This is a genomic window from Enterovibrio norvegicus FF-33, from assembly GCF_000286835.2.
GTDB lineage: Bacteria > Pseudomonadota > Gammaproteobacteria > Enterobacterales > Vibrionaceae > Enterovibrio > Enterovibrio norvegicus_A.
In genome coordinates this window covers 130,186-151,907 of sequence record NZ_AJYD02000003.1, presented here as the reverse complement: position 1 = coordinate 151,907, position 21,722 = coordinate 130,186, and the positions used below count along the sequence as shown (strand labels likewise).

The following is a 21,722-nucleotide window of genomic DNA, read 5'->3' as shown; positions in this document are numbered from 1 at the left end:
CAAAAAGTTATAAAAGATGAAATTTTAGAATTTCAAGTAATATCAGCAACTCTCTATAGTGGCAGTCATTAGATAGAAAGGACTCACACTATGGATTATTTGCCGATTTTTGCGAAGCTTGAAAACCGCCCTTGTTTAGTCGTGGGTGGTGGTGAAGTGGCTTGGCGCAAAACACGTATGCTGATGAAAGCAGGCGCTGCGGTGACTGTTGTTGCGCCACATGCTGACGCAGAGATTGTTGAAGCGGCTGAGCGTGGCGAATTGGTGTGGGTCAAAGAAGCGTTTACACCTCAGCATCTCAAAGCCGTTGTTCTGGTTATCGCGGCGACAGATAACCCACTCGTGAATGAGCTGGTTTCACAAGCCGCCAATGCGCGCCATATTTTGGCAAACGTGGTGGATGACACCCCAAAATGCAGCTTTATCGTTCCCTCTATTGTTGATCGCAGCCCGATTGTGATTGCGATTTCCTCTGGCGGTAAATCCCCTGTGCTGGCGCGTTTACTGCGCGAGAAACTCGAAACCCTTATTCCTTCTCACATTGGTCGCATGGCTAAACTGGCTGGCGAATTTCGTGACACCTTGAAGAAAAAAGTGACCACGCTGAACGGACGAAGAAAGTTCTGGGAGACGGCGTTTGATGGTCGTTTTAGTTCACTGGTTGCAGCGGGCGATGAAGAGGGCGCAAAAGCTGAACTTGAAAAGCTCACCACGGGCGTGTCACTGCAAGGTGAAGTGTCATTGATTGGTGCTGGCCCAGGCGACCCAGGCTTGCTGACCCTGCGCGCGCTGCAATTGATGCAGCAAGCGGATGTGGTTTTGTATGACTACTTGGTGTCGGATGAAATCATGGAGCTGTGCCGACGCGATGCAGAGCTGATTTGTGTGGGCAAGCGCGCCTCTTATCACAGCGTGTCACAAGAAGAGACCAATGCCTTGCTGGTCAAGCATGCGCAAGAAGGTCGACGTGTGGTGCGTTTGAAAGGCGGTGACCCGTTTATGTTTGGTCGTGGCGGTGAAGAGCTGCAAGTACTGCAAGAATCTGGCGTGCCGTTTCAGGTCGTGCCAGGAATTACCGCTGCCGCAGGCGCAACGGCGTATGCCGGCATTCCGCTGACGCATCGCGATCATGCGCAAACCGCGATGTTTGTGACGGGTCATCTGAAAAAAGAAGATGACAGTTTCCGCTGGGCAACGCTTGCTCGTGGTCGCCAAACCTTGGTCATTTATATGGGCCTGATGAAAAGCGCGCATATTCAAGAACAGCTAATTCAGCATGGGCGTGACCCGCAAACGCCGGTAGCCATCATAGAAAATGGCACCCGCATCAATCAGAAAATCTACAAAGGCACATTGAGCGAATTGGAGTCACTGGCTGAAGGTGTGGGCTCGCCTGCACTTATCGTGGTCGGTGAAGTGGTTCAACTCGCCGATCAATTGAGCTGGTTTGGAAAGCAATCCTTCAATACAGAGGGTGATATTCACGCACCTTCCGTGGTTAATTTAGGCTAAGGAAATATCAAAGAATGGAAGCCAAGACCCTTACCCACCTCAAGCAACTTGAGGCAGAAAGTATCCATATCATTCGTGAAGTGGCGGCAGAATTCGACAATCCCGTGATGATGTATTCCATCGGGAAAGACAGTTCCGTCATGCTCCACCTCGCACGTAAAGCTTTTTATCCGGGCAAGATCCCGTTTCCACTGCTTCACGTCGACACGGATTGGAAATTCAGAGAAATGATTGAATTTCGTGACAGTGCGGCGGAAAAGTATGGCTTTGAGCTGCTGGTGCACAAGAATCCAGAAGGTATTGCAATGGGCTGTAGCCCATTCGTTCATGGCTCTTCTAAGCACACTGACATCATGAAAACGCAAGGCTTGAAGCAAGCGCTGGACAAATATGGCTTTGATGCGGCATTTGGCGGCGCACGTCGTGATGAAGAGAAAAGCCGCGCTAAGGAACGTGTTTATAGCTTCCGTGATAAACACCACCGCTGGGATCCAAAAAATCAGCGTCCTGAGCTTTGGCACACTTATAACGGTCAGGTTAACAAAGGCGAAAGCATCCGTGTTTTCCCGCTGTCGAACTGGACTGAGCTGGATATCTGGCAATACATCTACCTCGAAGGCATCGATATTGTGCCGTTGTACCTGTCAGAAATTCGCCCTGTGGTTGACCGCGACGGCATGCTGATCATGGTTGACGACGATCGCATGGAATTGCGTGAAGGCGAGAAAGTGGAATACAAGAGTGTACGTTTTAGAACACTCGGTTGTTACCCACTGACGGGTGCGGTTGAATCAACGGCAGACACTTTGACAGGCATCATTGAAGAAATGCTGGTGGCGACATCGAGTGAGCGTCAAGGACGCGCCATTGACCATGACCAATCTGGTTCAATGGAAATGAAGAAACGTCAGGGATATTTCTAAGGGATTTAGCATGAACAGCTTAATTGAACAACAAGTGGCCGAGTTAGGTATCGAGGCCTATCTGGATCAGCACCAGAATAAATCGATGCTGCGTTTTCTGACCTGTGGTTCTGTGGATGATGGTAAAAGCACCCTCATCGGTCGCTTACTGCATGACTCTCATCAGATTTATGAAGATCAGCTAGCCGCGATTCACACCGATAGCCAAAAGGTCGGTACAACGGGTGAAAAGCCGGATTTGGCACTATTGGTTGATGGTTTGCAAGCCGAGCGCGAGCAAGGGATCACGATCGACGTTGCGTATCGTTACTTTTCGACGCGCCCACGTAAATTCATTATTGCTGATACTCCAGGACATGAGCAGTACACCCGCAATATGGCGACAGGCGCGTCGACGTGTGATGTGGCCGTGATCTTGATTGATGCGCGTAAAGGCGTATTGGATCAGACGCGTCGTCATTCATTCATTGCAAGCCAGCTTGGTATTCGCCACTTTGTGGTTGCGGTGAACAAGATGGACTTGGTTGGCTTTGAAGAATCTCGTTATGAAGAAATCAAAGCGCAGTATCTGGATTTTGCCAAGAAGTTGAACCGTCAGATTGATATCCAACTGGTACCACTATCGGCACTGGAAGGCGACAACGTGGTTGAACGCAGTGTGCATACACCTTGGTATCAAGGTGAAACGCTGCTGACGATGCTAGAAACCGTTGATGTAAACAGCGATAAAGACAAGGGTGCATTCCGCTTCCCTGTTCAGTACGTGAACCGTCCGAATCTCGACTTCCGTGGTTTCTCTGGCACCATTTCAAGCGGTGCTGTACGTCCGGGCGATGAAGTGAAAGTGTTGCCATCAGGCAAAACGTCAACGGTTGAACGTATCGTCACGTTTGATGGTGATCTCGAGTTTGCACATGCTGGGCAAGCGGTGACGTTGACACTGACCGATGAGATTGATTGCAGTCGCGGTGATTTGATTGTCCCTGTCGCGGAGCAGCACAAAGCGACCAGCAAGCTGGCAGCAAGCATTGTGTGGATGGATGAATCTCCACTAGAGATTGGTCGTCAATACGATATCAAAGTCGCTGGCAAAAAAACGGTTGGCGCTGTGAGCAAAATTCGCCATCAAGTTGACATTAACTCGCTCGATACATTTGATGCAGACAGCCTGCCATTGAACGGCATTGCTGAGTGTGAAGTGGAATTAACCGAGTCTGTGTCATTGGATCTTTATCAAGACTGCGCTGATACCGGTGGCTTCATCGTGATTGACCGCCTGACTAATGTGACGGTTGGTGCAGGGATGATCAGCGAGCTTCTGGAAGACACCACAACACAAACCCAAGCGACAGATATTTCTGCGTTTGAAGTGGAACTCAACGCACTGGTTCGCAAGCACTTCCCACATTGGAATGCACGTGACATCAGTAAGTTACTTGGGTAATCCATTATGAACTGGGATCAGTCTCTGGTGATGGGTCTGCTGCTGGCAGTGGTTGCAGGCTTGGTACTGTCCAAGATCAAGCCGGCCATTTTGTTTGCAGCGGTGGCATTCATCGCGTTTCAATCTGGACTGATTTCTGTCGAGGCGCTGGCAGGGAACTTCACCAACAGTTCCTTGCTAACCCTTGTGATGTTGATTCTGGCGTCTGCAGCGTTAGAAAAAACCCGATTGGTGAGCTGGGTCAGTGGTCAGTTATCAACGGGTCGGTTAGGTACCGTGGTGGCCAAGCTCGGACTATCCACCGCGATTCTTAGCTCCTTTACTAACAATACTGCGGTGGTGGTGTCTTTGATCGGTGCGGTAAAACGCAACCGTCGTCATGCCCCATCGCGTTTGTTGATCCCGCTTTCTTATGCGGCGATCTTGGGGGGAACGCTGACGCTGATCGGCACCTCGACTAACCTCATCATTAACAGCTTCGTCGAAAACGCGGGCTTGCCTTCACTGAGTTTCTTCGCGCCATCAATGATAGGCCTAGCCGTATTGGCTGGCGGCTTGTTGGTGTTGATCCCTTTCTGTTATCTGCTGCCAAATCACGACGATCAAAGTGACGATGATCTGCCTTATGTATTAGAAGCCGTTGTCACCAAAGGCTCACCACTTGTTGGCAAAACCGTGGTCGAAAACGATTTACGCGCATTACGCCGATTGTTTCTGGCAGAAATCGTGCGGGATGGTGAATTGATTGCACCTGTTTGCCCGGATACTAAATTACGTGAAGGTGACAAATTACAATTTTGTGGGGATGTGGAAAGCGTAGCAACCTTACAAGAAATTGAAGGTCTGGCGCTGTTTGGTCAGCATCATATTAACGGTCAGAACTTACTTGAACTGGTGGTGAGCCATAGCGCGTCAATTCTGGGTAAATCACTCAAAGAAGCTAAATTTCGTGAAAATTTTGATGCGGTAGTGGTCGCTATTCGTCGTGGGCATGAAAAGCTCGAAGGTGGCTTAGGTAACATCGCTTTGCAGGCCGGTGACACCTTGGTCATTGTGCCAGGCAAAGGTTTTGCTAAGGCACAGCAGCGAATGCAACGTGAGTTTGTGCTGGTCAATGGGCTAGATTCAAGCGCACGTTTGGATTCGGCCATGAGTGCGTGGGTACTCGCTGGTTTTGCTTCTGTGATTGGCGCGGCATTGATGGATTGGATTCCGCTGCTTAACGGATTAGCAGCGTACCTGACCGTTCTGTTGCTGACGGGAGTGGTTAATTTGGTGGAATTGAAGCGCCGCTTCCCCGCCGAAATTGTTGTGATTGTCGGCAGTGCGTTGAGTTTGGCGCAATTGATGATCACTTCAGGACTCTCCGCGCAAATGGGTGAGCTTTTTATCTTTTGGTTTAATGGCTGGGGGGTGTACGGGGCGTTGATTGCAACCTACCTACTTACCTTGGTATTGACCGAATTAGTGACCAACAATGCCGCCGCAGCACTGGCATTTCCGATTGGATATAGCCTCGCTCTCGGATATGGAGTAGATCCGATGCCATTTATTATGGCAGTCTTGTTCGGCGCGAGTGCGAGCTTCATCTCGCCCTATGGTTACCAAACCAATTTACTGGTCTACAGTGTGGGTAACTACCAGTTGACGGATTACTTGCGCATCGGATTACCGTTGTCGCTGGTGTATTCGGCATTGGTGCTGGGACTGATACCGGTGTTTTTTCCATTTTAATTAACAAGGATAGAGTTATGAGTGCTTTGGACTCGAAGCATACGGATGAAAACGTCGTGTGGCATAGCCATGCTATAGATAAGAATTTCCGTGCCGAGCAGAAAAAGCAACGTCCGGCATTGCTTTGGTTTACTGGCCTGTCAGGTTCGGGTAAATCAACAGTGGCAGGTGCGCTGGAAAACAAGCTTGCTCAATTGGGGTATCACACCTATTTGCTTGATGGCGATAACGTGCGCCATGGGCTTTGCCGTGATTTGGGCTTTTCGGATCATGATCGTCGCGAAAACATTCGCCGTGTTGGTGAAGTAGCAAAGCTGATGACCGATGCTGGCCTTATCGTTTTGTCAGCGTTTATTTCGCCGTTTCGTGAAGAGCGCGAGCTGGTTCGAGAGCTGCTGCCAAAAGGCGATTTTTTAGAAGTGTTTGTTGATACGCCGCTCGACGTATGTGAATCACGCGATCCGAAAGGGCTTTATAAGAAAGCACGAGCGGGGGAAATTAAAGCATTCACCGGTATTAGCTCAGCCTATGAAGCGCCAGAGCAGCCAGAAATTCATTTGCATACCGATCAACACACGATCGATGGGATTGTTGCGCAGTGCCTGAGTGTATTGCGAGAGCAAGGTGTGATCGCCTGATCACACTTGCTCAGTGCTTTTGTCGCGCAGTTATGCTTTTTCGTTGACCGTTGATCCCACGTCACTGTTGATAGAAAACGCGCGCGACAGAAGTGCAATTAACGCATCCAAATACTCTGGGTGCGACTTTTGCCCTACCAATTTTGCCAATTCATTGCCCGTTGGGCTGAAACGATAATAGTAAATGCGCGCGCCTTTACGAAGTGGCGTCAGCATAAACGTTTGTCCTTGTCCGCTCAGAGGAAGGGAAGAGGCGGGATCGAGCAGACCTGATTCCAATTCGGTTCTCAAAATGAGTCCCAGATCCATCAAAAGCATCAAATCGGTAAAGGGCAGTTTGAAGCTTCCCAGTGCCAATCTCTCCGCAAGGTCCGGTTTAAAATACCGACGCATACCATTTTCTGGTTGGCGAAACCCCGTGATCAGCTTGTTTGAACCGTCGCTTCCAAAGGTGCAGGCGAGGGAACATGCTCGCTGCAATGCTTGTGCCTCTCGCTGCGTGATGGTTTCTAATAACGCCAGCGCTTTCAGAGAGGTACTGCCGGGTTTGAGGATCTCTTGTTTTAGAATTCGTGCCCATAGATTCTGCATGCTTTCGCCGTAAATGGTTTTCGCCATTTCGAAAAAGCGATACAGCCAATCGGGGTCTGGAGAGCGAGAGGTTTCATCTCGGCACAGATCGTGCGTGATCTTAATGATCTGCTCAAGGTTGGCTTGCTGCTGCTGTTTTATTTGTAATTGTCGATATCCAGCGCGAGTGGTCAGGCTGTCGTGCTCAATGTCGTGCAGCTTTGCATCAATATGGTGAGCCGTTGCAATGGCAGACAACTTTTGTTGACTAGACTTAACGTGATTCTCTTGGCCGCTCTGGGTGCTGCCTGCGTGTTTCTTGTTGCTGTCATCGACGATGACGGCTTCAATCACCACTGTTTTCTTTGGTTCAGCCATATTTTCATCCGCCTGCATGCGATAAATGAATGTTTTAGCAATGGTTTAGCAAGACCGGCAATTAATCAACTATGTTAAAATTAAATTAAATTTGTTAACATTTAATCAAATGCCGAACAAACAAGGAGGAGTCATCGCAGTGAAAAAGTTCAAAGTGAATTCTGTGAATATCCTGCTTGTCGTTTTTTACATTGCTACCTTGCTATATCTGTCTCAGTTTATCGGCTAATTGATCGAAAACATTAAAAAACCCCGCCATTGGCGGGTTTTTTTGGTTCAAGCAGTGAGCAAGATCACTGCATTAGCTTATTGACTAAATCAATGACTTGCGTGATTTCTGCGTGACTTAGTGCGCCTTCTTTAACAAAGCGAACGTCGCCTAGTGGGTCAATCACCATGATGGCTGAGCTTTCATCTTTAAGGTGCCAAGCCTTTGCGACCGCGCCGTTTTTGTCCAAGACAATGGATGACCAACTGAACTCTTGCTTACTGTCTTCTGCGGACGATTTAACGAAACCGCCCGTGCCCCAAATAGCATCATCTTGATTGATAATGGTGGTGGTTTGGTATTGATCATTTGGAAAATCAGCCGCTTTGATCGCTTCTACCAAAGGTGCATTCATTTCTTTGGCGCTACTGCGTCCCGCGATAGCTTGAATAATGCGAACCTTGCCAGTGAGATCGGTGCTGTTCCAGGTTTGATAACCAACCGTGTCGCCATTCAGCGTGAGTTCGCCATGTTTTTCGACAGTGGCGGAGGGTACAGGTTGGCCATTAGAAATGATGTGTGCCGAAGCGAAACCTGAAATGAGAGCGGTTGCTAAGGCTAGTGTTTTAATACAACGCATAGAGGTGATGTCCCCATTTATTAGTGTGTGATAGTACGAAACAACCACTGAAGTCCTTCATCTTTAGGGTGTTTCGGTATTTGACTATAGCCGATACAGGGTAACCGCCCGTATCAATAACAGATCCAACCACTCAAAATCAGAAAAATCCTTGGCACTAATTTGAATCATTTTTGAATCATTGTGTCATATTTTTGCCATCTGGATATTTTTGGCTACGCTTACTCGGTGTGGCAGGAAATAGGGATAACCCGCCCATATCTAATGTCCAAGTTGTTATTGAGATAATCCCTGAACTTTTGGCATTCAGATTGCATCGCAGAAATGTCAGCCATTGGTGAAACTAATGGTGTGCGATACAGGTCTTTTACATTGGCATGGAAGGAGTTCATCAATGTTTCGTATTTTTAATCAGTACCGTCCGCGTCAGGTTGCTCGCTACGTGAAGGGTTTTTTTCGCGGTAGGCTTTATATCGATGGCGTTGGGGCATTTGAATTTGATGGCGGGAGATTGCTCCCCCCAACGAAAAAAGATAAGCGCGCGCTGACTGTGATGACTGAAGTGAATAATGAGATCCGAGCAATGACAGCTGCCGCTGCATAACACGCTGCTCTCTCGCTACTCTAAATTGAAAAGCGCCCGTCGATGACGGGCGTTTGTGTTTCTGCGTTTTAGCGGTGAATCTGAGCCTATTCGCAACGTAAAAAGATCAACGCGTTCATCGCTCCCAAGGGGGCAAGCACACGCCTGTACCACCAATGCCGCAATAACCATTCGGGTTTTTATGCAGATACTGCTGATGGTATGTTTCGGCGAAATAGTAAGGCCCCGCAACATCAATCTCTGTCGTGATATCAGATGATTTCCCTGCGCTTGTCAGTGCTTGTTGATAAGCCTCTTTGCTGCTGAGTGCCGCCTCTTTTTGTTCGTCGTCAAAATAATAGATAGCTGAACGATATTGCGTTCCAACATCATTTCCTTGACGCATCCCTTGAGTGGGATCATGACTTTGCCAAAAGTGTGTCAAAATAGCCGCCAGAGAAATGTTATCTGGGTCATACACGACTTGTACTATTTCGGTATGCCCCGTTTGTGCAGTACACACGTCCTGATAAGTTGGGTTGACTGTAAAGCCGCCGCTGTAGCCAACGGACGTTGAAATTACGCCATCTAGCTTCCAAAACAGGCGTTCAGCGCCCCAGAAGCAGCCCATTGCCAGTAAAATCTGCGCATGACCATCTGATGGGCTTTTGCTGAGTGACGTGCCATTGACGGCATGAGGGTCAGCCGGAATAATTTCAGCGGAGCGGTTAGGAAGTGCTTGTTCTGCAGTGACCGTGGTTTGTTTATTGTTAAGCATGCCGCGACTCCTTGTCGTCTGTATTTTTATGATTCCATATTTATCGTGGTTTGGTGCACTTTTGCAACAAGACATCTGATCATATGGAGGGTCATACTGTTCAGTAAGAATCAAATTGGCTCTCAGGGTGAGAGAAAGACGTACGGTTGATGATAAGAAAACGATTAATACCTTGGGTACTGAGTGGATTCGTGTTGGTGCCAGAAATGGCCATTGCCAGCGTGGATTTCGACATCAAAGGTTTAGATGATGCGCTCAAGGACAATGTCAGTATTTATATTGACGCCATCCCTGAAAGTGAACGACGACTGAATTTTCGCCTTCAAGCCCGTGTGGCAGATGAAACCAAAAAGGCGCTTCAGGCATTGGGTTACTACTCCCCAGTCATTGGTTTCAAGGTTGAAGACAAAACGTCAGACACGGATGCCACGATCGTACTGAACATAGACCCGGGTAAGCCGGTCCTCATTTCAGAGGTCGATATTCAGATCGACGGTGATGCCACCAAAGATGACGCTTTCACTAAGCTATTGGAAACGGCACCGAAAAAAGGCGACATCCTGGATCAGGGGAAATATGATTCGCTTAAATCGGCCATTCAAAGCCTCGCTATTCGTCGCGGCTACTTCGATGCAGATTATACCCTTTCTCGCTTGGAAGTGGCGCCAGGCCTTTATGAGGCATTTATACGGCTTCATTTCAGCAGCGGTATGCGTTTCCACTTCGGCAATGTGTACTATCACAACAGTCAAATTAATGAAGATCGTTTAAGTAGCATGCTGACGTTTAAAGAAGGTCAGCCTTATCTCGTTAGCGATCTCGGTGCTTTTAATCAAGCGTTGGCGAATACAGGTTGGTTTTCGTCTGTATTGGTCGAGGCTGGCCTAGACGATTTGCGTCAAGACAGAGTACCGATTTCGGTGAGCCTCGAACCTGCGCCGCGAAACCAGTTTGAGACGGGTATTGGCTATTCGACGGATGTCGGGCCTCGCGTGAAAATCGGTTGGAAAAAGCCGTGGTTTAACAGCCGTGGGCATAGCTTGAACACCGATCTCTATGTGTCAAAACCCAAGCAAACCCTTGAGTCGACCTACAAAATCCCCCTTGAAGATGTGCAGCGCGAGTATTATCAGGTTCAGGTTGGTGTCGAAAATATCGATAACAACGACACAAAAAGCTTAGAGCTGACGTCTTCTGTCTCTCGTCACTGGAAATACGACACGGGCTGGCAGCGCTCATTGTATTTGCGTTGGTTGTACTCTGATTATACCCAGGCCAGCGTTTCAGATATCTCCAATCTCATACTGCCCGGTATTAACTTCTTACGTGTCCGCAGTCGTGGTGGGGCTATGCCCTATTGGGGGGACAAGCAGTCGATCACATTTGAAATGGCCGACCCTATATGGGGCGCCGACATTAATCTTTATCGCGTGATTGGACAAACAACCTGGATTCGTAGCCTCAACAACAATAATCGATTCATTTTTCGCGCCAACGGCGGCGGCGTGTTTACCGATGAATTTGAACGTGTGCCGCCGTCATTGCGCTTTTTCGCGGGGGGTGATAACAGCATTCGCGGTTACAGTTATGAGTCGATTTCACCGAAAGATTCCGATGGGAAACTCGAGGGAGGTAGCTATTTGGCGACGGGATCGCTTGAATACAATTATCGCGTGACAGGCAATTGGTGGGCAGCGTTGTTTACTGATGCAGGGGATGCGTGGACAAGTGGCACCCCGGAATGGAATACGTCGGTTGGTGTCGGTGTACGCTGGGAGTCTCCCGTCGGTCCCATCAGTTTGGATGTCGCACACGGGTTTGAAAATACCGATGATAATTTTATGATCCACTTTAGTTTAGGACCGGAATTGTAATGCGCTGGCTGAAACGTTTTGTCATTGTCATCATTCTGTTGTTGGTTCTCATTGTGCTGGTTGTCGGGGCATTGTTGCTGACGCCTGCTGGGGTAAGAATTGCAGTGTGGGGGGCTCAAGAAGCAGTACCTGAACTGACGATCGAGAAAAGCCAAGGCGCTCTGCTCAACGGCTTTACGCTAAGTGGTATTTCCTACCAAAGCCCTGCCTTCTCGTTGACGGGGAAATCTCTGTCGCTCGATATTGAAAGCAAATGCCTGTCTGGACCTGCTTTGTGTGTCGAAAGGCTGACGGCTGACGGGTTAACGGTTACCGTCGGTGAAACAGAACCATCACCAGAAGAGCCTTCCGCGCCTATATCTCGGATCTCGACGCCTATTCCTGTGTTCTTAAGCGGCGTGTCTTTGAGTGACATATCCCTTGATATTCTCGGTACGAAAGTGCATTGGGACAGCTTCACTGCGGCAGCGCAAATGCAACGTGACACGCTGACGTTAAAACCGACCACGTGGCAAGGGATCAATGTGTCGCTCGCAACGACCAGTGATAGTAAGGCGAAAGGTGATCGTGCGGATGATGCTAAGAGCAAGGTAGGAAGCAGTGATAAAAACAATTCCGCAGAGGCTATTGTGCTGCCCGAGGTTTCGCTTCCGCTGAATGTGGTCATCGAACGTTTCGAGCTAAAAGATGCCACCTTATTGTTGCCAGAAAAACAGGTGATCAATCAGTTTTTATTGGTCGGAAGAGCCGCTGGACATGATATTACGCTGTCGCAAGTGGTGCTGGACGCTGAACAAGGCAAAGTTTCTCTCAACGGCGATATTGCCTTGAAAGGCAATTACCCGCTGACCGTAGAAGCCGATGCCAATATTCGCATGGCGCCATTGGCTGGACATTCGCTGAGCTTAGATGCGAAGGGCGATCTCAGCGCTTTGGCGTTAGGCGCGCGCTTAACTGGCACCTTACGAGCGAATCTTTCCGGAAAGGTGAACGTACTTGATCCGAATATACCGTTTGATTTGTTGTTAAATAGTAAGAATCTGCAATGGCCTATTGATACGGCTGCAGAATATCGGCTGACGTCAACGGCACTCAATGCCCGCGGTAGTTTGAAGCGCTATAACGCAACATTGAAAACATCCGCCTCAGGCGATGTGATTCCTGATATGGCACTTTCAACCAAACTGAGCGGCGATTTGTCTGAAATCACCTTAAGTGATTTTAAGCTTGCGACGTTAGGCGGCGATATTGCAGGAACGGCAAATGTTGGTTGGGCGGACAAGGTGAAATGGAAAACGGCGCTCGATTTTAATGACATTCAACCTGGTCTCCAGTGGCCAGAGGCGGAAGGTAAGCTCTCGGGACAATTTAAAAATGACGGTGAACTGACCTCTCAAGGTGGTTGGAAAGTCAATGTTCCCGAGCTGGATATTCAAGGTATTGTTCGCGATCAAGCCTTGACCATCGTGGGGCAGGTGAATGCCTCTGATGTGAAAGGCAAAGGCGATATTAAGCTAGAAACCCAAGGTTTGTCGCTGCGCCATGGGCCGAACCAAGTGGCTGTCACTGGACGTGTAGACAACACCTTAGATTTAAATTTGAAGCTGAACTTACCCAAGTTGTCGGCGTCTTTGCCACAAGCTGGTGGCAGTATTCAAGGCGATGTGGCGCTGTCGGGTACGTTGAAAAAGCCAACGGCGTCGATGACGCTAAATGCCAAGACATTGCGCTGGGAAGAGTTGGTAACGGTGCAAAGTGTCAATGTTCGTGGCTCGGTGACTCCGCTCCCAATTGTTGGCGGCGGTTTGATTGTTGATGTCACAGGGTTGAAAGCCGAAGGCGTGGATGTGTCTCAGCTATCGCTACGTGCCTCGGGCGATGAGAAAGATCAAACCCTGACAGTGTCCGTGAAGGGCAAGCCAGTGGGTGCTGATCTGGCGCTACGTGGCAGTTTGGATCGCGAAAAAGGCTGGAAAGGCACCTTGTATGAATCCAAGCTCACTACGCCAGTAGGGCCATGGAAACTCGCGAATGAGGTGCCGTTAGGCTTTGAACTTAAAACAGGCAAGGTCGATGTTGGCGCATTTTGTTGGACGCAAAGTCAAAGCCGGATCTGTTTGGATAAACCAATTTCGGTCTCTGACAGTGGCGCTGCGCAGGTATCTATCGTCGACTTTAATCTCGATATTATTCAATCGTTTTTGCCCGTTACGACGACCTTATCGGGGGCGCTTAACGCCAACGCCGATGTGGCGTGGAAACCGGACGCACTGCCGACAGTGAAAGCCTCGGTCACTTTAGGTAAAGGGCAACTGGTCGAGCAACTCGATCAGCCATTTACCTTGGGTTGGAATAAGAGTTCAGTGAACGCGACGCTGAAAGATGACAAGCTCAATGCCGATATCTTGATTGATGTGGCCAACAACGGATCAATTTCGCTTAATGCCTTAATGACCCACTTATCTGATAAGAAGCGCACATTGCAGAGCACCTTCGACATTAACGCCATCAATCTTGATCTGCTCGCGCCGTTGTTTGGCGAAGACACGCAATTTGATGGCATGCTCAATGGCAACGTTGTGATGAATGGTGATCTCAATGCACCAACGGCGAACGGCAGCATCAAGCTGACAGGGTTGAAGCTACAAAGCCTTTCTGCACCCGTGGAAGTGCGACAGGGTAACGTGACAATTGCACTGACAGGTCGCCAAGGCAACATTAATGGTGACATCAAAACGCCGGATGGCGATCTTGTGTTATCCGGTAGTGCGGACTGGCGTGATCTCAATGCTTGGCTGGCGACTCTCAACGTCAAAGGTCAGCGTTTGAAAGTGGTTGTTCCCCCGATTGTGGCACTTGAAGTCAGCCCTGACATGACCTTGAAAGCAACACCTAAACAAATAGACGTAACCGGCAATGTTTCCGTGCCTTGGGGGCGTATTGTTGTTGAATCCTTGCCCGCCTCTGCGGTGCAGGTATCCAGTGATGTGGTCATTTTGAATGATGATCTTAAACCTATAAGCGAGAACGAATCCTCCCCAATATCAATCAATGCAAAAATCGGTGTGAATATCGGTGACGATGTGCGACTTGAGGCTTTTGGTTTAGTCACAAACTTGGTTGGGAAACTCGATGTCAGCAGTAATAAGAAAGGCCCAAGCGTGAGTGGAGAAATCAATTTAGAGGATGGGACATATCGATCGTTTGGTCAGGACTTGCTGATCCAAAAAGGTCAGATTCTGTTTAATGGGCCGCCAGAGCAACCGTATCTTCAAGTTGAGGCGATCCGTAACCCTGATGCGATTGATGATAATGTCGAAGCGGGTATTCGCGTAACTGGCCCTGCCGATGCTCCTGAGGTGAGTGTGTTCTCGGTACCTGCCATGCCACAAGCTAACGCGCTTTCTTACCTCACAAGAGGGCAGAATCTAGACGCCGAATCGGATGGCAATGCCATGACATCAATGCTTATTGGGCTAGGCCTTTCGCAAAGCGGAAAATTGGTCGGGAAACTAGGTGAGGCGTTTGGTGTGCAGGATCTAAGTCTAGATACATCAGGCAGTGGTAACGACGAGAAAGTCGAAGTATCGGGCTACATTCTTCCGGGTCTTCAAGTGAAATACGGTGTGGGGATATTTACCAGCCTGCCAGAGTTTACGGTGCGCTATCGACTGTTGTCAGATTTGTATGTTGAAGCGGTATCCGGTGCTGATAACGCGGTGGATTTGCTATACCAATTCAGTATTAAATAGCGCACTGGTTATCTTGATAACATTGCCGATATCGTGAAGAAAGAAGCCCGCATTTACGGGCTTCTTTCTGTCTTGATACTTCTGCGCATTTACGTTGTGCGTTTATTCAAGATCAGGGTTATCTCTCAAGAACTCTTCCACTTTATCTACCATGTGCGTTGAACCGACAAAATAGGGCACACGCTGGTGAAGCTCGGTGGGTTTAATATCAAGGATACGTTTTTCGCCGTCAGACGCTTTACCGCCCGCCTGTTCCATGATGAATGACATTGGGTTGCACTCATACAGTAGGCGAAGTTTGCCGCTTGGGTAGGCTGCCGTGCTCGGGTACAAGTAGATACCCCCTTTGAGCATGTTACGGTGAAAATCTGAAACTAAAGAGCCGATATAACGTGAGGTATATGGACGATTGTCTTCGGGTTCATTCTCTTGGCAGAATTTCAGGTACTTCTTCACCCCTTGCGGGAATTTAATGTAATTCCCTTCGTTGATCGAATAAATCGTTCCTTCCTCTGGAATTCGCATGTTTTCATGCGACAGGCAGAACACACCGATCGATGGGTCATAAGTGAAGCCATGAACGCCATTCCCTGTGGTGTACACCAACATGGTGGAAGAGCCATAAATGATATAGCCAGCTGCCACTTGTTGATTCCCTGGTTGTAGGAAATCTTCCATGGTCGCCGAGCTACCAATGGGAGAGACGCGACGGTAAATCGAGAAAATGGTACCGACGGAGACGTTGACGTCAATGTTGGAGGAACCGTCGAGTGGATCCATCAAAATGACGTATTTTGCATTGTGTCCTTGCGCGTTGTCGAAAATGACCGCGTCATCTTCCTCTTCACTGGCAACGCCACACACTTGATCCCTTGCCGCCATGGCTGACTTAAACTTCTCATTGGCATAGACGTCGAGTTTTTGTTGTTGTTCGCCTTGCACATTTTCGCTACCAAATGCCCCTGTAATATCAACCAAGCCAGCTTTGTTGATTTCACGGTGGACGATTTTTGCAGCGAGTCGGATAGAAGATAGCAGTGAGCTCAATTCACCGCTGGCATGAGGGTACTCATGCTGCTTTTCAATGATGAACTCGCCGAGTGTACGCATATCGGACATTTCAGATCCTTTTGATGTCTGTAACTAAATTCTTGGGTAAGATGCTTGAAAATAAAGAGGTGCACGCCACAAGTGTTAGGCGAAAACTGCGCCTTATTTTCCACGTTGATTCCATACTAAACCGAGTCACGCTATCTCGGCTGTACGCAACAATGCGCAAGTAGTCATGCCATGACTGGGCAAAAAATCAACTTGTTACAAAGTTTATAGTGTAGAACTTTTTATTCGTACCGAAGTAATTTGGACGTGTCCGGAACTGTGATCGCCCTGCGATACAGAACGGGTAACTAGGCTGGCGGAAGCGTATGCATATACATATTTTGGGAATTTGCGGCACTTTTATGGGTGGCGCAGCCATTCTGGCAAGACAGTTGGGTCATAAAGTGACGGGGTGTGATGCTAACGTGTATCCGCCAATGAGCACATTACTTGAATCACAAGGGATCGAGATCATCCAAGGTTACGATCCTTCTCAGCTGGATCCGGCTCCCGATCTGGTGGTGGTAGGGAATGCTATGAGTCGTGGCAATCCTTGCGTGGAATATGTGTTGAACAAAAACCTGAATTACACATCAGGCCCGCAATGGTTGCTGGATTTTCTTCTTAAAGATCGCTGGGTGCTGGCGGTAGCAGGCACCCATGGCAAAACCACGACTGCGAGCATGTTGGCGTGGGTGTTGGATTCATGCGGTTATCAGCCGGGCTTTTTGATTGGCGGTGTACCGGGCAACTTTGGTGTGTCTGCGCGTCTTGGCGAAAGCATGTTTTTCGTGGTCGAAGCCGATGAATATGACAGTGCCTTTTTCGATAAGCGCTCCAAGTTTGTTCACTACCATCCTCGTACATTGATCCTTAATAATCTTGAGTTCGATCATGCGGACATCTTCGATGATCTGGCCGCGATAAAACGTCAATTCCATCATCTTGTTCGCACGGTTCCGGGGATCGGACGCATTATTGCGCCATCGGAAGATCTGAATGTCAAAGACACCTTAGACATGGGATGTTGGAGCGAGCTGGAATTTGCAGGTGAAGATGGTCTCTGGCGCGCTGAAAAAAGACAAGCCGATGGTGGCGAATTTGATGTCTGGTTCGATGGCCAATGCGTGGGCACAGTGCGCTGGGATTTGATTGGCGACCACAACGTCAACAATGCTTTGATGACGATTGCCGCGGCGCGTCACGTTGGTGTCACGCCTGATTTAGCGTGTGAAGCACTGGGAAGCTTTATTAACACCAAGCGTCGCCTTGAGCACAAGGGAGAATTTGCAGGTGTTACTGTGTATGACGATTTTGCTCACCATCCCACAGCCATCAAGACCACGCTGGAAGGGCTGAGAGCGAAAGTCGGTGAAAAACGTATTCTTGCTGTGCTTGAGCCGAGATCCAACACCATGAAGCTTGGCGTACATAAAGATGAGATTGCCCCTTCTTTAGACAGCGCAGATGCCGTCATCTTGTTCCAACCCGATCATATTAAATGGTCAGTCAACGATATTGCCAAGGCATGTAAAGCGCCGGCGCAGACATTTGATGATATTGATCTTTTGGTAGAAGGCATTGCACAAGAAGCCCAAGCGGGAGACGTTATACTGGTGATGAGTAACGGCGGATTTGGCGGCATTCACGATAAGCTGCAACAGGTATTGGCACAGGGTGGCTAAGTTACGCAGCCAGGTGTTAGGCAATAACGTGAATGAATGGCTAATCAAAGCAAATAAGCAAAGCATGCAAAGGGAAACCATGACTAAGGCGTCAGACCATGATTAAAGCTTCAGAGAGCGACAAGCGCATTACACTAGTGTGGAGTGGGGCGTCAGGGGCTCCTTATGGCCTTCGTTTGTTAGAGTGCTTGTTAGCGGCAGATTACGAGGTGTTTTTGCTGGTGTCATCGGCCGCTCGCGTGGTGTTAGCGACGGAACATGGTTTGAAGTTACCTTCAGGTCCCGAGGCGGCTAAAGAAGCACTCGTTAAACACTTGAGTGTGTCGACAGACAAGCTAGTGGTATGCGGTAAAGAAGACTGGTTCTCTCCGGTTGCGTCAGGCTCTGCAGCGCCAAAGAAAATGGTGGTGTGTCCGTGCTCGGCAGGATCGCTGGCGGCGATAGCTCACGGTATGTCGGATAACCTTGCTGAACGAGCTGCAGATGTGGTGTTGAAAGAGCGAGGGCAGTTATTGCTGGTGGTTCGTGAAACGCCATTTTCAACGCTTCATTTGGAAAATATGCTCAAGCTTTCCAAAATGGGTGTCACCATCATGCCTGCTGCACCAGGGTTTTATCATCAGCCTCAATCTATCGACGATTTGGTGGATTTCATGGTGGCGAGAATTCTTGATCATTTAGGTATTGAGCAGGTGTTGGTGCCTCGTTGGGGGTATGATCACCGCAGCGAGTGATAGGGTGATGCTCAAGCAAGATGGCATTGCAATAACACGATGAGATGAAATGAAAAAAGGGCGGGTCGCAATGACCGCCCTTTTTTATGTCTGAAGATTATCAGCCTTGTGGCTTTAAAATCAGCACGTTAACTTTCGATTGTTCTAACACTTTTGATGCCACTGAGCCGATCAATAGCTTGTTGGCTTTTGAGCGCTTATGGCTTGGCATAACAATCAAATCACAGCTCAGAGCGTCCGCTGTTTTCACGATCGCTTTGTAAGGCTTTCCTTCGGCAACGGAAATATCATACGCCACGCCATCAGGCACCATACGCTCTGCAAATGCTTTGAGGTTCAGTTTCACATCTTGTTTCATTTTACGCGCTGCGTCTTCTGGGAAATAAGACGCCACCATGGAATTGTGTATTCCTGGTAGTGCCGTCAAAAGATGCAGGGTCGCGCCAGTTTGAGCGGCTAACCAGACAGCATGTTCAACGGCGTTATCGGCAAAACTCTCATCATTCAAATCAACGGGGACCAGAATGTGTTTATACATGAGTGACACTCTCTTATTCGTTAGTGATCAGAAGGGGCGCTATCGCCCCAGCCGAAATTAAGCCGCTAGCTTTATGCGACGACGCTGATTCCATGCCAGTACACCCAACAATAGGAAGGTTGGAATGAATACCCACTCTTTCATTGGTCGATCAGCCGGAGTGCTGACTTGAACGATTTCCCAATCAAAGTCGATGCCCGCTTTCTCTGCTGGGCTGCCGAATTGGATCATATCGACAAATTTCGCGCCGTCTTCATCACGAAGTTCCAACCCTGTCGACAAGACGCGAGCTAAACCTTCGGCTTGCGCGGTATCTATGGGCAGATGAACGTGCTTAGTGATGATGTCGCCATCGATATTTTCACCACGAACTTGCAAGTTAAGCGTTTGACCATCAGGCAGTTTTTCAGCCACTTCAATAATAGCAGAGCCTTCAAAGTCATTCGTTGGTGCGTATACCTCATCCCAGAAAAAGCCGGGACGGAACAATGCAAATGTGATGAGAAGCATTAAGATGGTTTCCCACCATTTATTACGCGTTAGCCACCATCCTTGGGTGGCAGCAGCAAACACGAGCATTGCGACGGTTGCTGAAACAATGGTTAGGATCAAGTGCACAGGACCATCAATATCGAGCAACAACAACTGGGTGTTGAAGACAAACATAAACGGCAAAATAGCAGTACGAATATCGTAGGTAAAACCCTGAATACCGGTTTTTATTGGGTCGGATTTGGCAATCGCAGCAGCAGCAAAAGCAGCCAAGCCCACTGGTGGCGTGTCATCGGCAAGAATACCGAAATAGAACACGAATAAGTGAACCGCAATTAATGGAATGATCAGGCCAGATTGTGCGCCTAAGGTAACGATAACCGGTGCCATCAGCGTCGATACGACGATGTAGTTCGCTGTGGTTGGCAAGCCCATACCAAGCAGCAAGCTGATCACAGCAGTGAACAGAAGCATGAGTATGATATTGCCGCCAGAGACAAATTCGACAAAGTCGGTCATCACTAGGCCGATACCCGTCAGCGTCACAACGCCAACCACGATACCCGCGGCAGCTGTAGCAACACCAATACCGATCATGTTGCGCGCGCCTGTTACAAACGCTTCCGTCAGATCAATAAAACCCGCTTTGGTTTCTGTGTCCATTGGGTTCTTTTTATTGAAAAACGCGAGCAGTGGACGGTGCGTCACAACGATAAACATCATGAACACTGTGGCCCAGAATGCAGACAAACCTGGTGAAAAACGTTCAACCGTTAAACACCAAACCAGCACAAAAATAGGCAGTAGGTAGTAAAGGCCTGCACGTGCGGTTGGACCAGGGTCTGGTACTTCTGATAAATCTGCCGCGGCAGGGTCTTCAACGGCGTCTGATTTGTAGCGCGATGAGTAACGAACCAGTGCTACGTACGCGACCATCACAACAATACCGATTATCACGGTTGCCGCTGAGCCGAAGGCTTCTTTGGTCCAACCGATGCCGTAATAGACAGCAAGGCTTAGCACAATCATGCCGACAATCACTGTCATGTAAGAGAACAAGCTCTCAAGGAACGTCGGTTTATGGCGGCGAGGTAGTCCTTCCATGCCCGCTTTACAGGCTTCTAGGTGGACAATATAAATCAGCGCGATGTAGGAAATCAGCGCGGGTAACACGGCCGCTTTGATGACTTCCACATAGGAAATGCCGACGTATTCGACCATGAGAAATGCTGCAGCACCCATGATAGGTGGTGTTAGCTGACCATTGGTTGAAGCCGCCACTTCAACAGCACCGGCTTTGACACCGGAAAAGCCAACACGCTTCATCAGAGGAATAGTAAACGTACCCGTGGTAACAACGTTCGCGATAGAAGAGCCCGATACCAGACCGGACAGGCCTGATGCCACAACCGCGGCTTTTGCCGGGCCGCCACGCATGTGACCGAGCAATGAGAATGCAACTTTAATGAAGTAGCCACCTGCGCCTGCTCTATCTAATAACGCACCAAATAGTACGAACAAGAATACGAACGAGGTTGATACCCCAAGGGCAACACCAAATACGCCTTCAGTGGTCAGCCATAGATGTGACATGGCTTTGTTGATGCTGGCGCCTTTGTGGGCGATGACATCTGGCATATGAGGGCCGGCAAAGGTGTAAAGCAAGAAAAAACCTGCCACGACCATTAACGGAGGACCCAGTGCGCGGCGTGTTGCTTCAAGCAACAACACCATGCCCATCACAGACACAACGATGTCCATTTGGGTGGGGGCGCCGGATCGAGAAGCGAGTTCGTTATAGAACAGGAATAAATAACCTGCTGCAAAACTCCCTAGTGCAGCAAAGACCCAATCAATAGCGGGGATACGGTCACGAGGGGATGATTTAAACGCAGGATATGCGGTAAATGCCAAGAAGATGGCGAAAGCGAGATGTATAGATCGCGCTTCCGTGTCGTTGATTAGGCCCACACCAAAAATGAATGGAAGCGGTGAAGCATACCAAAGCTGGAATAGAGACCAGCACAGTGGAACGAACCATAGAATTCGCCCCGGTATTCCTAATGGAGCTCTGGCCCCGGTGTCCGCTTGCGCAACAATGTCTTGAGCATCAAGCGGTGTCTCGGTCGTCTTCGTCATGC

At 48.8% G+C, this 21,722-nt stretch carries 16 protein-coding genes; 10 read left to right on the top strand and 6 right to left on the bottom strand.

Going from position 1 to position 21,722, the window contains the following annotated elements; genetic code table 11:
• Positions 1 to 90: 90 nt before the first annotated feature.
• The 5 genes from cysG to cysC are packed head-to-tail and all read left to right on the top strand — an operon-like array spanning position 91 to position 6,251.
• A complete protein-coding gene (gene cysG / locus A1OO_RS01095) occupies positions 91 to 1,512 on the top strand; it encodes a siroheme synthase CysG (RefSeq protein WP_016959048.1) in 1,422 nt (473 codons plus the stop codon).
• A 14-nt stretch (positions 1,513 to 1,526) separates the two neighbouring features.
• On the top strand, positions 1,527 to 2,435 hold the full coding sequence (gene cysD / locus A1OO_RS01090; RefSeq protein WP_016959047.1) for a sulfate adenylyltransferase subunit CysD: 909 nt from the start codon (positions 1,527 to 1,529) through the stop codon (positions 2,433 to 2,435).
• Positions 2,436 to 2,445: 10 nt separating this feature from the next.
• A complete protein-coding gene (gene cysN / locus A1OO_RS01085) occupies positions 2,446 to 3,879 on the top strand; it encodes a sulfate adenylyltransferase subunit CysN (protein WP_017005236.1) in 1,434 nt (477 codons plus the stop codon).
• Positions 3,880 to 3,885: 6 nt separating this feature from the next.
• Entirely contained in the window at positions 3,886 to 5,613 is a 1,728-nt protein-coding gene (locus A1OO_RS01080) for an SLC13 family permease (RefSeq protein ID WP_017005234.1), read from the top strand.
• Between the two features lie 17 nt (positions 5,614 to 5,630).
• Positions 5,631 to 6,251, top strand: a complete 621-nt coding sequence (gene cysC / locus A1OO_RS01075) for an adenylyl-sulfate kinase (protein WP_017005232.1) — start codon at positions 5,631 to 5,633, stop codon at positions 6,249 to 6,251.
• A 30-nt stretch (positions 6,252 to 6,281) separates the two neighbouring features.
• Here the strand turns inward: cysC and A1OO_RS01070 are convergent, their stop codons facing one another.
• A complete protein-coding gene (locus A1OO_RS01070; RefSeq protein ID WP_017005230.1) occupies positions 6,282 to 7,199 on the bottom strand; it encodes a TIGR03899 family protein in 918 nt (305 codons plus the stop codon).
• 293 nt (positions 7,200 to 7,492) lie between these two features.
• Positions 7,493 to 8,047 (bottom strand): YtfJ family protein, encoded by a 555-nt coding sequence (locus tag A1OO_RS01065; protein WP_016959042.1) that lies wholly within the window; start codon positions 8,045 to 8,047, stop codon positions 7,493 to 7,495.
• A 394-nt stretch (positions 8,048 to 8,441) separates the two neighbouring features.
• On the opposite strand from A1OO_RS01065, the gene A1OO_RS01060 reads away from it, so the two are divergent.
• Positions 8,442 to 8,651: a DUF1107 domain-containing protein gene (locus tag A1OO_RS01060; protein WP_016959041.1), complete on the top strand. Its 210-nt coding sequence runs from the start codon at positions 8,442 to 8,444 to the stop codon at positions 8,649 to 8,651.
• Positions 8,652 to 8,766: 115 nt separating this feature from the next.
• Here the strand turns inward: A1OO_RS01060 and msrA are convergent, their stop codons facing one another.
• Positions 8,767 to 9,408: a peptide-methionine (S)-S-oxide reductase MsrA gene (gene msrA / locus A1OO_RS01055; protein WP_016959040.1), complete on the bottom strand. Its 642-nt coding sequence runs from the start codon at positions 9,406 to 9,408 to the stop codon at positions 8,767 to 8,769.
• Positions 9,409 to 9,557: 149 nt separating this feature from the next.
• Here msrA and tamA point away from each other — a divergent pair, with 149 nt between their 5' ends.
• Together tamA and tamB are read left to right on the top strand one after the other, a co-directional pair.
• Complete coding sequence (tamA, locus tag A1OO_RS01050; RefSeq protein ID WP_026024101.1) at positions 9,558 to 11,282, top strand: autotransporter assembly complex protein TamA; 1,725 nt, start codon at positions 9,558 to 9,560, stop codon at positions 11,280 to 11,282.
• Positions 11,282 to 15,034: an autotransporter assembly complex protein TamB gene (tamB, locus tag A1OO_RS01045; RefSeq protein WP_017005226.1), complete on the top strand. Its 3,753-nt coding sequence runs from the start codon at positions 11,282 to 11,284 to the stop codon at positions 15,032 to 15,034. The genes tamA and tamB overlap by 1 nt, the downstream gene beginning before the upstream one ends.
• Before the next feature lie 102 nt (positions 15,035 to 15,136).
• Here tamB and fbp read toward each other — a convergent pair whose 3' ends face one another.
• Positions 15,137 to 16,153 (bottom strand): class 1 fructose-bisphosphatase, encoded by a 1,017-nt coding sequence (fbp, locus tag A1OO_RS01040; RefSeq protein WP_016959037.1) that lies wholly within the window; start codon positions 16,151 to 16,153, stop codon positions 15,137 to 15,139.
• A 305-nt stretch (positions 16,154 to 16,458) separates the two neighbouring features.
• On the opposite strand from fbp, the gene mpl reads away from it, so the two are divergent.
• Positions 16,459 to 17,817 carry a UDP-N-acetylmuramate:L-alanyl-gamma-D-glutamyl-meso-diaminopimelate ligase gene (gene mpl, locus A1OO_RS01035; protein ID WP_083248025.1) on the top strand — a complete coding sequence of 453 codons (1,359 nt, stop codon included), beginning with the start codon at positions 16,459 to 16,461 and terminating at the stop codon, positions 17,815 to 17,817.
• Between the two features lie 98 nt (positions 17,818 to 17,915).
• Positions 17,916 to 18,551: a flavin prenyltransferase UbiX gene (locus A1OO_RS01030; RefSeq protein ID WP_017005222.1), complete on the top strand. Its 636-nt coding sequence runs from the start codon at positions 17,916 to 17,918 to the stop codon at positions 18,549 to 18,551.
• A 100-nt stretch (positions 18,552 to 18,651) separates the two neighbouring features.
• On the opposite strand, the gene A1OO_RS01025 is transcribed toward A1OO_RS01030, so the two are convergent.
• Together A1OO_RS01025 and A1OO_RS01020 are read right to left on the bottom strand one after the other, a co-directional pair.
• Positions 18,652 to 19,089 (bottom strand): universal stress protein, encoded by a 438-nt coding sequence (locus tag A1OO_RS01025; RefSeq protein WP_016959034.1) that lies wholly within the window; start codon positions 19,087 to 19,089, stop codon positions 18,652 to 18,654.
• Between the two features lie 57 nt (positions 19,090 to 19,146).
• On the bottom strand, positions 19,147 to 21,720 hold the full coding sequence (locus A1OO_RS01020; RefSeq protein ID WP_016959033.1) for a TRAP transporter permease: 2,574 nt from the start codon (positions 21,718 to 21,720) through the stop codon (positions 19,147 to 19,149).
• Positions 21,721 to 21,722: the final 2 nt, after the last annotated feature.

Excerpts from the sequence above, each read along its gene's own strand:
- cysG (WP_016959048.1), top strand. The coding sequence starts at position 91 with ATGGATTATTTGCCGATTTTTGCGAAGCTTGAAAACCGCCCTTGTTTA.
- cysD (WP_016959047.1), top strand. The coding sequence starts at position 1,527 with ATGGAAGCCAAGACCCTTACCCACCTCAAGCAACTTGAGGCAGAAAGT.
- cysN (WP_017005236.1), top strand. The coding sequence starts at position 2,446 with ATGAACAGCTTAATTGAACAACAAGTGGCCGAGTTAGGTATCGAGGCC.
- A1OO_RS01080 (WP_017005234.1), top strand. The coding sequence starts at position 3,886 with ATGAACTGGGATCAGTCTCTGGTGATGGGTCTGCTGCTGGCAGTGGTT.
- cysC (WP_017005232.1), top strand. The coding sequence starts at position 5,631 with ATGAGTGCTTTGGACTCGAAGCATACGGATGAAAACGTCGTGTGGCAT.
- A1OO_RS01070 (WP_017005230.1), bottom strand. The coding sequence starts at position 7,199 with ATGGCTGAACCAAAGAAAACAGTGGTGATTGAAGCCGTCATCGTCGAT.
- A1OO_RS01065 (WP_016959042.1), bottom strand. The coding sequence starts at position 8,047 with ATGCGTTGTATTAAAACACTAGCCTTAGCAACCGCTCTCATTTCAGGT.
- A1OO_RS01060 (WP_016959041.1), top strand. The coding sequence starts at position 8,442 with ATGTTTCGTATTTTTAATCAGTACCGTCCGCGTCAGGTTGCTCGCTAC.
- msrA (WP_016959040.1), bottom strand. The coding sequence starts at position 9,408 with ATGCTTAACAATAAACAAACCACGGTCACTGCAGAACAAGCACTTCCT.
- tamA (WP_026024101.1), top strand. The coding sequence starts at position 9,558 with ATGATAAGAAAACGATTAATACCTTGGGTACTGAGTGGATTCGTGTTG.
- tamB (WP_017005226.1), top strand. The coding sequence starts at position 11,282 with ATGCGCTGGCTGAAACGTTTTGTCATTGTCATCATTCTGTTGTTGGTT.
- fbp (WP_016959037.1), bottom strand. The coding sequence starts at position 16,153 with ATGTCCGATATGCGTACACTCGGCGAGTTCATCATTGAAAAGCAGCAT.
- mpl (WP_083248025.1), top strand. The coding sequence starts at position 16,459 with ATGCATATACATATTTTGGGAATTTGCGGCACTTTTATGGGTGGCGCA.
- A1OO_RS01030 (WP_017005222.1), top strand. The coding sequence starts at position 17,916 with ATGATTAAAGCTTCAGAGAGCGACAAGCGCATTACACTAGTGTGGAGT.
- A1OO_RS01025 (WP_016959034.1), bottom strand. The coding sequence starts at position 19,089 with ATGTATAAACACATTCTGGTCCCCGTTGATTTGAATGATGAGAGTTTT.
- A1OO_RS01020 (WP_016959033.1), bottom strand. The coding sequence starts at position 21,720 with ATGACGAAGACGACCGAGACACCGCTTGATGCTCAAGACATTGTTGCG.